Origin of the sequence: Myxococcus qinghaiensis (assembly GCF_024198215.1) — a bacterium.
Classification (GTDB): Bacteria; Myxococcota; Myxococcia; order Myxococcales; family Myxococcaceae; genus Myxococcus; species Myxococcus qinghaiensis.
Window position 1 is genome coordinate 97,105 of record NZ_JAKCFA010000006.1, and the last position, 13,525, is coordinate 110,629.

At 71.0% G+C, this 13,525-nt stretch carries 10 protein-coding genes; 5 read left to right on the top strand and 5 right to left on the bottom strand.

The features are described from left to right. Nucleotides 1–41: 41 nt before the first annotated feature. Both LZ199_RS12480 and LZ199_RS12485 read right to left on the bottom strand, forming a co-directional pair. A complete protein-coding gene (locus tag LZ199_RS12480) occupies nt 42–830 on the bottom strand; it encodes a methyltransferase domain-containing protein (protein WP_253993896.1) in 789 nt (262 codons plus the stop codon). After that, complete coding sequence (locus LZ199_RS12485) at nt 827–3,256, bottom strand: PilZ domain-containing protein (protein ID WP_253993897.1); 2,430 nt, start codon at nt 3,254–3,256, stop codon at nt 827–829. Before LZ199_RS12485 ends, LZ199_RS12480 begins: the two co-directional genes overlap by 4 nt. Before the next feature lie 372 nt (nt 3,257–3,628). Here LZ199_RS12485 and nadA point away from each other — a divergent pair, with 372 nt between their 5' ends. The 3 genes from nadA (at nt 3,629) to LZ199_RS12500 (ending at nt 6,100) form a co-directional block, all read left to right on the top strand. Further along, nucleotides 3,629–4,561 carry a quinolinate synthase NadA gene (nadA, locus tag LZ199_RS12490; protein WP_253993898.1) on the top strand — a complete coding sequence of 311 codons (933 nt, stop codon included), beginning with the start codon at nt 3,629–3,631 and terminating at the stop codon, nt 4,559–4,561. Nucleotides 4,562–4,653: 92 nt separating this feature from the next. Continuing rightward, the gene (locus LZ199_RS12495) at nt 4,654–5,256 is read left to right on the top strand and encodes a zinc-ribbon domain-containing protein (RefSeq protein WP_253993899.1); all 603 of its coding nucleotides are present in this window, start codon (nt 4,654–4,656) and stop codon (nt 5,254–5,256) included. Nucleotides 5,257–5,287: 31 nt separating this feature from the next. Then, nucleotides 5,288–6,100, top strand: a complete 813-nt coding sequence (locus LZ199_RS12500; RefSeq protein ID WP_253993900.1) for a class I SAM-dependent methyltransferase — start codon at nt 5,288–5,290, stop codon at nt 6,098–6,100. A gap of 1 nt (nt 6,101) precedes the next feature. On the opposite strand, the gene LZ199_RS12505 is transcribed toward LZ199_RS12500, so the two are convergent. Beyond that, a complete protein-coding gene (locus tag LZ199_RS12505) occupies nt 6,102–6,500 on the bottom strand; it encodes a metallothionein (RefSeq protein WP_253993901.1) in 399 nt (132 codons plus the stop codon). Between the two features lie 180 nt (nt 6,501–6,680). Between LZ199_RS12505 and LZ199_RS12510 the strand changes: the two genes are divergently transcribed. Both LZ199_RS12510 and LZ199_RS12515 read left to right on the top strand, forming a co-directional pair. After that, nucleotides 6,681–8,246, top strand: coding sequence for a hypothetical protein (locus tag LZ199_RS12510; protein ID WP_253993902.1), 1,566 nt, complete (start codon nt 6,681–6,683; stop codon nt 8,244–8,246). Between the two features lie 84 nt (nt 8,247–8,330). After that, nucleotides 8,331–9,560 (top strand): hypothetical protein, encoded by a 1,230-nt coding sequence (locus LZ199_RS12515; RefSeq protein WP_253993903.1) that lies wholly within the window; start codon nt 8,331–8,333, stop codon nt 9,558–9,560. 30 nt (nt 9,561–9,590) lie between these two features. On the opposite strand, the gene LZ199_RS12520 is transcribed toward LZ199_RS12515, so the two are convergent. Beyond that, nucleotides 9,591–10,400: a hypothetical protein gene (locus tag LZ199_RS12520; protein ID WP_163868340.1), complete on the bottom strand. Its 810-nt coding sequence runs from the start codon at nt 10,398–10,400 to the stop codon at nt 9,591–9,593. 156 nt (nt 10,401–10,556) lie between these two features. Continuing rightward, nucleotides 10,557–13,328 carry a serine/threonine-protein kinase gene (locus tag LZ199_RS12525; protein WP_253993904.1) on the bottom strand — a complete coding sequence of 924 codons (2,772 nt, stop codon included), beginning with the start codon at nt 13,326–13,328 and terminating at the stop codon, nt 10,557–10,559. Nucleotides 13,329–13,525: the final 197 nt, after the last annotated feature.

Sequence of the window (13,525 nt, forward strand, 5' to 3'; positions counted from 1 at the left end):
CTCCTGCCCTCCGCCTGACACGGCTTCCCCTATCCCTTCGCTCAAGCACGCACTCCCTCGGTGACGACCAGCACCGAATACTTGAGCGTATCTGGATCCCGCAGCATCCGCAGGTACGCCCGGCAGAACTCACCATAGGCGGCCTCGGAGCCGAAGGCCGGCGTCACCACGGGCGCCAGCGCCGCGAAGCGCGTCTCCCAGTCCGCCAGGAAGCGGTCGTCCGCCGTGCCGGCGATGACATACTGCGGCGTCACGTGGACCTGGACGTCGCGCAGGCCGGCACGACGGAACGCCTGGAACAGCTTGCGCCCGACGAACAGGTCGAAGCCCTGGGAGGCAAGGCCCCGCTCGAAGCACCGCGCGCCCTCCTCCAGCCCCTCCGGGAGCGGCCAGTTGTTGAGCCCCTGCCCGTCGATTTCGGAGACGACCACGCGGCCTCCCGGCCGGGTGACGCGGATGAGCTCGGCGAGCGCCGCGTCCCGGTCCGACAGGTACTCCAGCACGTACTGGCTCCAGGCGTAGTCGAACGAGGCGTCGGGCAGCCCCGTGCGGCGGATGTCGCCCTTCATGAAGCGGGCCTGGGGCAGCCCGGCGCAGCGCTGGACGGCCTCGGCCAGCCGCACCTCGCTCATGTCCACGCCCACGACGCTGCCCGAGGCGCCGACGATGCGGGCCATGGTCCGCGAGATTCCGCCCGGTCCACAGCCCGCGTCCAGCGCCCGCGCTCCCGGCGTCAGCCCGGTGGTCAGCAACAACGCGCGGGCGTCATCGACCTCCTCCTGGAGGAGGAGCCGACGTGTCTCCGCCTCCGACTCCATGATGTAGCTCACGCCTTCACCCGCGCCGCGCGCCCCCGCGCTCGCGCCTCTCCTCCGGTGCGCTGGACGCGCTCGAAGATGGAGCGGAACAACTCCACCCACCGGCGCACCATGGAGCGGTGGAAGAACCACTCGGAGAAGCGGCCGTGGGACTTGAAGCCCGCGGCCTCCAACGCCGCCATGTCTTCATCGGCCGCGAGCGCCACCGCGGCGGCGCGCCCATGCTCGCGGGCGTGCTCCACACAGCGCTGGATGAGCGAGCGCACCGCGGCGCCCTCCCCCGGATGCCCAGGCTCCAGGACGACGAACCAGAACGAGTTGGTCTTCTCGATGAGGTTGATGCCGGGGCTACCCTCCTCCTGGAGGGCCATGGCCAGCGGGCCGTGCTCCCCGTCCACGACGAAGACGCGGCGCAGCCGGTGCAGGCCGTGGGCGGCGTAGCGCGACGACAGCGCCTCCAGCCGCATCTGGTCCGCCTGCAGGTCCTCCGCGAGCACGCGCACCACTTCGCCCTTCTCCCGCAAGAAGAACTCCAGGCGCGCGCAGTCCACGTCCGAGGCCTCGCGCACCGCGGGCAGCGCTTCCGTGGGAGACGGCGGCTCGGTGCCGTCCAGCTCCAGGCGCATGTACTGGAAGTGGCGCAGCCAGCTCAGCCCATGGCTGTCCATCACGCGCAGCAGCCAGGTGCCGAGCCGGCTCGGCCACCGGTTGTCCTCGCGCCAGGAGAAGCGGATGAAGTCGATGTCCTCGTGGGCCTCGCCCAGCTCGATGGCCAGCGCGGACAGCTCGTGCGCAATCTGGTCCTGCCGGTGGAAGCCCGGCCGCACCGCCAGGTGCTGCACCAGCCACGTGCGCGAGTGGATGCGCAGGCCCGCGACGTGCCCCTGCACGCCGTCCGCGTCGTTGTAGACGAGCGAGCTGCCCAGCTCCCCTGACGCGCACAGGTGATGGTGCGTGCGCTCCAGCGCGTCGAGGTACTTCGCCTCGCCGCCGAAGGGATAGTCCGGATGGAACCCGTAGTGGGCCGCCTCCATCATCCGCCAGATGTCGCGGAAGGCGAACAGCCCGCCGTCCGCCACCGTCTGGTTGCGCGCGGAGATGAAGGCGGAGTGGACCGCGCTGCGCACCGAGGCGGGGACCTCCAGGAAGCGGACGCCGCAGCGGTAGGGCCGCAGCGGGTTCTCCGCGCCCTCGCCAGAGGAGACCCCATCCACCGAGCGGACCTCGGCGCGACAGGGCACCTCGCTGCCGTCGGGCAGGAGCAGCGACATGTCCAGCTGGGAGCCCGCGGGCAGCACCTCGCAGGAGGCGTCGAACGCGAAGGACAGGCCGCGGCTGCTCAGGTCCAGCACGGAGCGCGTCATCGGCTTGCCGCTGAAGGGCGCGCTGAAGGACACGAGGAAGCGGTGGTCGGGCCCGGGACGGAAGCGCTGCAGGCCGCGCCGGTTCTGCACGCCCAGCGTGCGCGGAACGCTCAGGGTGACGTCGCCCCGCGCGCTGTACAGGACGCTGGTGACGCCCAGGTAGCTCTGCCCGCTCACCTCGAAGGAGAGGTTCAGCACGTCGCCACCGGAGACCGGACAGTCGCCGACGTTGGCGCCGCGCAGCACCGAGCGGCCATCGACCAGGTCCACCTGGGGCGACTCCAGTATGAACTGCACCGAGGGGGTGTCGGGGTAGTGCACCCACAGGGCCGAGCCGCGGCGCACCGCCTTGCGCAGCGCGGCCAGCACGCTCACGGGGTCCCTCACCACGGCGAGGGGCGTGGCGGAGGTCTCCTCCAGGGCGCCCGTCCAGGACAGTCCCAGCCGCAGTGCGTGCTCCGCGCCGTTGCGCACCGGGCTGACGTGACGCACCAGGGCCCGGCGGGACTGGAGCACCCAGCGGCCGTCGCGTTCGATGTGCAGGTCATCCAGCACGGCGCCGGGGAGGAAGGCCCCAACCGATGCATCCATGGGGACCTGCAGCGCGGCGCCGAAGTTGCCGACGTCCAGACAGCGCGCGGTGTAGCCCCGGCCCTGGAGCCGGAAGCCCGCCTCCATGCGCGAGTTGGGCGCCACCCGCGCGGAGGAGCGCAGTTGGAGGATGTTGGTGATGCGCCGGCCCAGCTCCGTCGTGCTGAGGCCGTCATCCAGCGTGTTGAAGACGTGCCCTTCAGCGGCCGTCTCCACGAGTTCCTCCAGTCCTTGACGGTCCGACTGCGCGCACACGAAGACGCGCACGGCCTCCGGGGCCGCCCGGTCGACATGTCTCAGGAAACGTCGCGCGTTCTCCGGTGGGGCGATGATGAGGGTGGGCGCGTTGGATTCCATCCTCCGCGTGGCTTCCACCTGGGACTCCACCGCCACGACACGGTGGACGCCCAGGACCTCGGCCAGCGCGGCGCGCCGGCCCTCGTTCGGATGCACAATCAGGACGTCCTGAGTGGGGACACTCATGCTCTCTCCTCAACGGGAAAGGCGTTCAAATGGAGAAGGGGCAGCTTCAACTGCCTGCCCAAGGCCACAGGTCCGGTGCCGCCCCCTCTCCACCAGCCGATCGCGTGTTCTCGACCCCGAATGTGTGGCTTGTCCAAGCTTGACAGCAAGGCGACTGCCTCCCTCCGGGCCGACCCGGAGGATTGCGCGCAGTCTACCCTCTCCGCGCCGTCAGGTGATGCGAGCATGCATCGCGCTTGCACGAAGGGGGACGGTGGCAGAGTCGACCCAGGGGACGCCAGCGCCCGCTGTCCGTCCGCCCGGCAGCCGACTTCCGACGATGTGGCCTGGCCCCGGCGGCCGAGTTAAGTGTCGACCAGGCAAGGAGGTGCCATGAGCACCGAGGTGGATTACGCGCAGGAAATCCAGGAGCTCAAGCGTTCCATGAACGCTGTGATTCTTGCGCATTACTACCAGGAGAGCGAAGTCCAGGATGTCGCGGACTTCGTCGGGGACAGCCTCGCGTTGGCGCAGGCGGCGGAGCGCACGGAAGCGGACGTCATCGTCTTCTGCGGTGTGCACTTCATGGCGGAGACGGCCAAGATCCTGAATCCGACCCGGCAGGTGCTGCTGCCGGATTTGAAGGCGGGCTGTTCGCTGTCGGACCGGTGCCCTCCGGCGGCCTTCAAGGTCTTCAAGGAGAAGCACCCGGGCGCCTTCGTGGTGAGCTACGTGAACAGCTCCGCGGCGGTGAAGGCGATGAGCGACGTCATCTGCACGTCCTCCAACGCGGTGCGCATCGTCAACCAGGTGCCCAAGGAGCGGCAGATCCTCTTCGCCCCGGACCAGCACCTGGGGCGCCACGTGATGAAGGAGACGGGCCGGGACATGGTGCTGTGGCCGGGCAGCTGCATCGTCCACGAGATCTTCAGCGAGAAGAAGCTGGTGGGGCTCAAGGTGGAGCACCCTGACGCGGAAGTCGTGGCCCATCCCGAATGCGAACAGTCGGTGCTGCGGCACGCGGACTTCATCGGCTCCACGAAGGCGTTGCTCGAGTACGTCATCAAGAGCCCGAAGCAGAAGTTCATCATCGTGACGGAGGCGGGAATCCTCCATCAGATGAAGAAGGGCGCGCCCCAGAAGACCTTCATCCCCGCGCCGCCCGACAACGGCTGCGCGTGCAACGAGTGCCCGTACATGCGGCTCAACACGATGGAGAAGCTCTGGAAGTGCATGAAGGACCGGACGCCGGAGCTGACCATGCCGGAGGGCTTGCGGGAGGCCGCTCGTGCCCCGTTGCAGCGCATGCTGGAGTGGTCCAGATAGAGCGGAATCCGTAGCGCGGAATGTGTCGTCGCAGCGGACATTTGCCAACTCGCGTCTTGCGCCGGAAAGGCCGGGGTGCAATGGAGCCATCCGTGGCCTTCCGATTTCTCGCAGTTCCGTCGCACCGGCTGGTGGACCACCCCCAGTCGCTGCCGGTAGATGAGCGCCTCGAGCCGGACCTGCCGCCGGTCCACGAGGCGGTGGAGCGCGCCCTGGCGGGCGCCGAGTTCCGCGATGTCCGCGCCAAGGACCGCATGCGCGCCCTGCTTCAGGGCGACAAGCCGCCCAAGCTGGGAGCCCCCGAAACGGGGTTTGGTCCCTCCGCGGTCTTCGCCCAGCCTCCCCAGGATTTGCCCGCGCTCTTGAGGTTGGCGGACGAGCTGGAAGGCCTGGCCCGGCGCGAGGCCGGTGAGCGCGCGCTGGTGTGGAAGTGCGGCGACTGCGGCGCCCGGTACGCGGTGCCCGTGGCCCTGGTGCGTCAGGTGTCCATCCGCTGTGAGCGGTGCGGGACGCCGGTGGAGCTCAACGCCACCCGCAGCCTGGGCGAGGAAGCCCTCATCGACCCCTTCCAGGGCGCGGTGAACCACAGCCGCAAGGAGCTGGCGTCGTTCTTCCGCGAGGCCATGGCCCGAGGCTGGCCCGTCCTGGTCGCCGAGGACCGTCGCGTGCTGGCGGACCCGGGCCCGTCGGCCTGAGCCGCCGCCCGAGGACCGCCGCTTACACCTCATGCGGCACGCGCTCGTCCAACTCCTGCGTTGTCCCCGCTGCCGCCGTGGCGCCCTCCGTCCGGAGGCGCCCGCGCCGGTGCTGATGTTCGGGCCCCTTCGCTGCCCGGAGTGTCGCGCCAGCTATCCGGTGGCCGAGGGCGTCGCGGACCTCCTCCTGGAGCACGCCGCCGCCGGAGGACTCCAGCGCGGCCTGGAGAGTCGCTGGGTGGCGCGCTCCTACGAGCGCTATGTCCGCCCCGCGCTCCAGCGCGCGCTCCTGCGCCGGCCGCTCGACACGGACAGCGAGTACCTCCTCTACCGCAGCCTGCTGGGCACGCCCGAGGGGCCGGTGTTGGACCTGGGCTGTGGCACGGGCCTGGTGGCGCGGCGGCTGGCGCGAGAGCCGGCCTTTCCCCTCGTCGTGGGCCAGGACGTGTCCCCCGCCATGCTGGAGGAAGGCGTGGCCCAGGCGCGAGAGGCGGGCGCGACGGTGGACTTCCTGCGCGCGCAGGCGCCCGCGCTCCCCTTCCAGGACGGCACGCTCGGCGCGGTGTTGATGGCCGACTCGCTGCACTACCTCGAGGACCTGGGCCGGCTGATGCTGGAGGTGGCGCGGGTGCTGCGTCCAGGGGGCCGCTGGGTGGCGAGCACGTATGCGCCGCCGGGCTCCGCTTCCGGTGTCCTGCACCGCCGCGTGGGACTTCACCCTCGGGGCGAAGCGACGCTGCGCGCGGCGGCCAGCGCGGCGGGACTGGTGCGCTTCGAGCGCGTGGCCCTGCCGCCGCTGCTGGTCCTCAAGGCGGAGAAGGGCTCCGCCGAGGTGCCCCGCTGAATCAGATGAAGATGCCGGCGGAGGCGTCGTAGCGGCGCGCCTCGTCCAGCTTCAGCTCGGCGGGACGGCCGCGCAGCGCGTCCATCACCTGCCGCTTGGGCTTCTGGCACTTGGAGCACTCGCACGAGCCCTTCTTGCAGGTGCAGTCCGCCTTGCTGCCACACTGACACTTCGCGGCCATCAGTGAGTCGAGCGCGTCCAGAGGACGGTCCACCTCGCCGCCCGGGGCCCGCGCCTTCTCGGGGGCGGGAGCCGCCTCGGGAGCGGGCTTCGCGGCCTCCTCGGACTTCGCCCGTGCCGCCTGGGCGTGGGCCTCACAGGCGCTCGCCGCCCGGGGGGCGAGCAGCAGCAGACCGCTGGCCAGCAGACCCGCGGCCACCATCGTCGCGTTGCGTGTCATGTGTGCTCTCCTTCGGGAGACTCTCGGCCTCGGCTCCCGTTCATCGGCGCCTATAGCGCAGCCCCCGTCGACTGCCAAGGTCGACGGCCATACCTTTGTCTACCCCGACGCGGTGGGCCAGAGCCCTCGTGTCGGTTGCTCGCCGGGCAGGGAAGCGGCGCATACAGTCCGGCACCTCTCGTGACGAACCCCAACGCTCGCTTTATTCAACTCGCCGCCTTGGTGCTGGGAGCGCTGCCCCTCTGGGTGTCGAGCCACCTGCCCATGGTGGACCTGCCACAGCACCTGTACCTCATCTCCGTGCTGCACCGGCTGGATGACCCGAGCACGCTGTACCCGCAGCTCTTCGAGGCGCGGCACGCGCTGACGCCCTACCTGGGCTACTACTACCTGGTCAGCGCGCTGAACTGGCTGTTGCCGCTGGACCTGGCCAACCGCGTCTTCCTCACCGCGTACGTGGTGGGCCTGCCGCTGAGCCTGGGCTTCCTGCTGCGTTCGCTGAAGCGGCCCACGTGGCCCTCGCTGCTCGCCCTGCCCTTCGCGTACGGCGACAGCTTCGGCTGGGGCTTCATCAACTACTGCGCGGCCCTGCCGCTGACGCTCTTGTGCTGCGGCTTCTTCGTGCGAGCGCTGGAGGACGTGCCCCGACGGCGCACCTGGTCGTGGGCGCTGGCGGGCTGCCTCGTTGCCGTACTGCTGTTCCATGTCCAGGCGTTCGGGTTCCTCGCCTTCGGGCTGCCGTGGCTGCTGCTCACCACGGCCGTGCCGGAGGATTCCGCCGCGCGGGGGCTCGCGGCGCGGCTGCGGCCCCGGGTGCCGGCCCTGCTGGGCGTGGTGCCCGGCGTGGCGCTGTTCCTCGGCTGGGTGGTGCTGCGCTTCGGCGAGCCGCCGGACATCCAGCCCGGCGCGCCGTGGAAGGCGTGGGGCCCCACGTTCTCCCCGCAGAACCTGGGGTGGAAGAGCTTCGCGCAGAACCGCGCGGAGCTGTTCGACGTGCTCGCCAACACGCTGCGCGACGGCTCGGACCGGTGGGCGCTGTACGCGGTGGGCGCGGTGGCGCTCGCGGGCTGGGTGGCGGCGCTCGTGCGTCCGGGCTCGACGGGCACTCAAGGTCCGGTGGCGCGCGCGCGGCTGTTGGGGCTCGGCGTGCTGGCGCTCGCGCTCTACTTCCTGCTGCCGTTCGATATCCGCGGCTACGTCTACTACCTCAACACGCGCTACGCGCACCTGGCCGCCGCGCTGCTGGTGGCCACCGCGCCCGCGACGATTCCGGAGTGGCGGGTGCCCCTGAAGTGGGCCGCCGCGGCGTGCGCGCTGGTGCTGGCCTTCACGCTGGGCCGGGGCTTCCGGGCGTTCTCCCGCGAGGCGGCGGAGTGGGAAGGCCTCGTCGCGGCCACCGCGCAGAAGCCCCGCGTCATGGGCCTCATCTACGACCCGGGCTCGCGCGTGGTGCGCTTCCCGGTGTTCATCCACTCGGCGGCGGTGCTGGCGCGCGAGCGCGGCGGCGTGCCGAACTTCACCTTCGCCTCCACGCCGCACTCGCCCCTGCGCTACCGGGGAGAAGTGCCCCCCACCTTCCCGTCCGAGTGGCGCCCCCAGGACGTGAACCTGGACACGCAGGGCGCCTGGTACGACACCTTCGTGGTGCGCGGCGTCCACCCCTCGCAGGTGTTCGGCGCGCGCCTCCAGTCCGAGCTGTCGGTGGTGGGACAGTCGGGCCGGAGCTGGCTGGTGCGCAGGCGCTGAGGCCGCGCGCGAGTGTGGCCTGGTGGGCGGGGCACCCGGACAGGTGATGCCTCGGGGCCTTCATCACGGAGTAGAAGTCCCCGCATGAAATCCTCCGCTTCGGACCCTCGCTCCCTGCTGGACGCGCTGCGCGCAGGCACCTCGCTGCCCGACTTCCCCGCCGACGCGGTGGAGTCCGCGCGGGCCCTCGCGAAGGACCTGGGCACCGCCACGCCCGCCCGCGTCGAGGCCCTCCCGGAGCCGCTCGCCGCCGCCCTCCTGGAAGCCGCCGTGCTGGACGGACAGGCCGCGCTGCCCGAGGCGCTGGCCGCCTCCGCCGTGAAGCCCCTGGCCAAGCTCGCCAAGAAGGCGCTGTACCGCCTGCGCTCACGCGGCGTCTCCATCCCCGAGTCCCCCCGCGCGGCGCCTCCGGAAGCCCCCCGCCCCGCTCCCACGCCAGAGGCACTGCCGGCCCTGACCAGCACGATAACGGGCCGAGGAGAACGGGCCCTCGTCCTGGGCCGCGTGCTGCGAGGCGGTGGCGTGGAGATGGCGCAGGCCCTCCTCTCCGACGAGCAGGGCGTCCTCCAACTCGAGCTCCAGGAGACGAGCCGGGGCACCTGGCGCCGCATCATCAAGGATGGACTCGAGCAGGGAGGCGCGGTGGAGCTGCCCCTGCACGAGGCCGCCGCGTTGCTGGCCGAGGCCGCGGGCCTCAACCTGCGCACTCACACACCTTTTCCCGAGGGACTCGACGTAGCGCTGCGCCACTTCGGCGTGCAGCCCCAGCTCGAGCCCACCACCCTCCCCCCGCCCGAGCCGGAGGACGTCCGCCGCGCCATGGAGGGAGACGTGCTGCACGAGACGCCGGAGCTGGCCGCGTGGCTGCCGCCCGAGTCCATCACCCAGCGCCTGCTCGCGAAGCTGGACGAGGTCGTGGTGAGTCCCCTGGCCCTCAGCGACGTGCAGCGCCAGGAGCAGCTCCAGGGCGCCGTGCGCGCGGTGACGCAGGAGTACTTCACCCCCGACATGTCCCGGCGCTACGCCCTGCGGCTGTGGAGGATGGCGGACTTCTTCGAGCGGACCGGCCGTCCCCGCGAGGCCGACGTGGCCCGGGGCGAGGCCCGGCGCCTCTTCCACGGCGCCACGCAGCCCTACTCCCGCTTCGCCGAGCACCTGTTCGAGAAGGTGGTGGGCCTGGTCGCCGCCGCGGGAGCCCGGCAGCAGGCCGCGGCCCGGCGAGAGGCGGGCGCGCCAGGCACCCGGGCCCCCTCGCCCGCGGAGGCCGCCCCCACCCAGGAGCGGCGCAGTCCCGGTGGCCTCATCCTCCCCTGAGCCCTGGGGAGGACGGGCCGCCAGGCGACTTCAGTCCGGCGAGACGCGGGCGCGCAGCAGCAGGTCCAGGTTCTCCTGCTCCCACGCCTGCGCCCGCGCGTAGTCGTGGAAGCGCTTCTCGTGCTCCATCAGCTCCGGCGGGTGGATGCAGCGCCGCCCGTCGTCGCCCTTCCGCGTCCGGTAGATGTGGTGGAGCATCTCGTGGAAGACGATCCACTCCACGAAGTAGCGGGGCACCACCGGCTGGTCCAACGCGGGATGGATGCGGATGACCTTCGAGTCCGCCGAGTAGGAGCCCATCTTGATGCTCTTGCGGGGCCCCTTCACCCGAGGCGCCGGGCCGTAGGTGATGGCGGCGTCGATGGGCCGGGTGCTGAAGTAGCGCTCGTTGAGCCGCTCGAAGATGCGCTCCAGGTCATGGTGCTGACCCAAGGGCTCCAGCCGGATGCGCTTGCGCATCTGCGCGGGCGACAGCCGCCGGATGTACATCTTGTTGCGCTCGATGTAGCGGTCCAACAACACACTCGCCTCCGGGTCCCCCTTGCGCACGAAGCTGGCCAGGGCCTGGACGATGTCATCCGGCGCCGCCAGGAACATGTGGTGCAGCCGCAGCCGCCACATCGTCCTGTGACGTTGGAAGGTCAGCATCGTGTGCGTGTTGTCGTGGACCTCCACCGCCACCTTCGCGCGTAAGCGCGTGCGGAGGCGGCGCTCGAGCACGCGTCTCCAGACCTTCACCAGCCGGTTCGGCTCGGGCGCGACAGGCAGCTGTCGCACTACCCGTCCGGCCGTGTAACTCCTCTTCGTCACGATGTTTTTCTGCTTCTTGAGGCGCGCCATGGAGCGCCGGATTCTACGGCCCCGTCTGACATGCGCAATGCGCGCGCGACTCGGAAAAGCTAGGAAATCCAACGACTTAAGGGCACTCAAGCCCACCCAGTCCCACGTGTCCGTTCCAGGGGGAGGCCCGCGCATACGGGCAAGTGCCCGTCGGGACTAGCGCCGTGCCTTGCAGGGGACCTGGAAGACCTGGGGACCGGGGCTTGCCTGCTCGATGAGGTAGGGTACTGACCCCCTGGGTGCGCGCCGTCCTGGGCAGTCGTAGGCCACCTTGATGGGACCCGGCGGCAGCGTCAGAAGCCTGTTGACAGGCAGGCGAGAGCCCCCCTCCTGGCGGAGGACTGTCTTGGCCGGAGCCTCGAACCGCACCTCGACCAGCGAGGGAGCGGCGGGAGGCACGTCGGCACCCCCGTTCGGCGGGCCAGCCACGGGAGCTGGCGTCGGCTCCGGCGACGAAGGCATGGCCTCGGGGATGTGCGGAGGCGGCGCGGGCGCCGGGGTGGCGACGACAGGCTGTGCCTGGGGCGTCGGCGGAGTGGCCCGCACCGGCGGCGGATTCCCCTGCTGCTCCTCGAGGGCCCGCCTGGACAGGTCCTGCGACGACATGGGCACGGGGCCGCGGAACCGGCTGTAGAGGACCCAGATCAACACGGCCCCCAGCACCAACAGGAGCAACCCGCCGACCACCGCCAGCAGCAGCCCGCGCGAGTTCGTGCGCGTGGGCGTGGCAATCGTGGACGGGTAGCCGTAGCCGGCGTACCCGGCGGTGGACTCGTCGTCCTCGCCGTCATCGCGGAGCGAGGCCGTGGGGCTGGTGAGCGCACCCGACATGCTGGAGTCGGTGTGGAAGTGGTCGTCCTCATCGCCCACGGCCGGGCCGCCCCGGGATGCGGGCATCATCGGCCGGGAGGCATGGCGGTGGCTCACCGTGGCCGGGGTGATGGAGACCGACTGCGAGGCCTCCTCCACGTCCACCGACGACATGCGCCGCATGGGCGTGGTGAGCGAGATGGACTGGGAGGCCTCCTCCACGTCCACCGACGACATGCGCCGCATGGGCGTGGTGAGCGAGATGGACTGGGAGGCCTCTTCGTCCAGCGGCGACATCCGCCGCATGGGCGTGGTGAGCGACACCGACGCCTCCACGTCCAGGATGGACTGGCGGCGGATGGGCATCGTCATGTCGCCGGAGAGCTCGCCCATGTCCACGTCCCGAGGGTCCTGCGGCACGGGCGTCGGGACTCTGCGAGGCGACGCTGCGGCGGACGCCGGCTGAGGCGACGGGCGGCGGTTGCGCGTATCCACCGGCGAAGGGGGCGTCTTGAGGACGGGCGCCTCCGCGAAGACGGCCGCGCGAGGCGACGGTGGCGGCTCCAGCGGAGCGACGGCACGCGGCGGCTCGGCGGGAGACATGCCCGAGCGGCGCACCGGCGTCGGCGGCGCGGTGAGGGGCTCCACCACCGACGGCCCTCCTCGTGGCGTCGGAGGGAACTCCATGTTCGTGCTGGAGCGCCGCACCGGCGGGCCCGGAGGGGGTGTGACGGGGGCGCGGCCCCGGCCCCGCTGGGGAATGGTGGACTCCCCGTCCCCCGCGTCCTCTTCATCCGGATCCACCAGCACCGAGTAGCCGGTGGGCGCGGTCCGGACGGCGGTGGACATCTCCGAGTCCTCGTCGTCGCGCGCTCCCCCCCGAGGCCCGGTGGGCAGCTCTCGCGGGCGCGCCATCTGCGTCGCGGGCTCCGCCTCGTCCGCGTAGCGCGCCGCCGGCACGGCCTCCGCGGAGACTCGGCGCGGAGTGGGCCGCGCGGTGAGGCCCGGCACCGCCGTGACGGAGCTTGGAGCGGGCTCCGCCATGGGCGTGGTGGACGACAGCGTCGGCGCGGTGACCTCCAGCGGAGCCAGTCGCGGCGGGGGCGCCGACAGCAGCCGGTTGGCCACCAGCGGCACGGTGGCCTGGGTGCGGCCCACGGGCTTGGACACGGGGATGTGGAGGATGGTGCGCTCCTCCTCCTCCCCCATCAGCCGGGCGATGTACTCGGACACGTCCAGGCTCTGTCGCAGCTCGCCCGACTCGAGGAACGCCTCCAGTTCCTCGTGCACCACCGCGGCGCGCGGATAGCGGAGGTTGCGGTCCTTCGTCAGGCACTTCATGACGATGCGCGACAGCTCCAGCGGATAGTCGGGCCGCAGCAGGTGCGGCGGCGTCGGGTCCTCGAAGCGGATGGCGTAGAGAATCCCCTCCGTCGTCGGCTTGGAGAAGGGCTGCTTGCCGGTGGTGATTTCGTACAGCATGGTCCCCAGCGCGTAGATGTCCGCGCGGTGGTCCAAGCGCTCCTGCGACACCTGCTCCGGCGCCAGGTAGAGGAACTTGCCCTTGATGACGCCCGGCTTGCTGCGCTCCATGAACGCGCCGGCCTTGGCGATGCCGAAGTCGACCAGCTTGACGCGGCCGTCATAGGCAATCATCACGTTCTGCGGGCTGACGTCCCGGTGGATGAGCTCCAGCGGCCGGCCATCCACGCCCCGACTCTGGTGCGCGTAGTCCAGCCCCGCCGCCACCAGCGAGCAGATGCGCGCCGCCACGCCACACGGCACCGTGGCGCCGAACTTCAGCTCCTCCATCACCACCTTGCGGAGGTCCACGCCCTCCACGTACTCCATGGCGATGAAGATGTTGTCCCCCTCCTTCCCCAGCTCATGCACCTGCACGATGTTGGGGTGGCTGAGCTGCGCGGCGATGCGCGCCTCGTCCAGGAACATCTGAACGAACTCGGGCTCCTCCGACAGATACGGGAGGATGCGCTTGAGGACCACCAGCTCCGGATCCGGCGGACGGTGCGCCAGGAACAGCTCCGCCATCCCACCCACGGCGAGCCGCTTGATCAACAGGTACTGTCCGAACGGGATGGCCGTCTGGGGGGAGTTCACGGAAGGAACGAGGCGACTGACAGGGTGGGACAGGTTGGACTTTTCCGGAGCTTACCCACAATCAAACGCTTGGGGGAGCCGGGGGCCCACATCGACTGGTAGCGGACACCGACCTGGGGCTCGCGTCCAAAAAGAAGCCGCCCCTCCCGACACGGGCGAGGGGCGGCGAACTCAGCGGATCATCCGAACGGGGATGA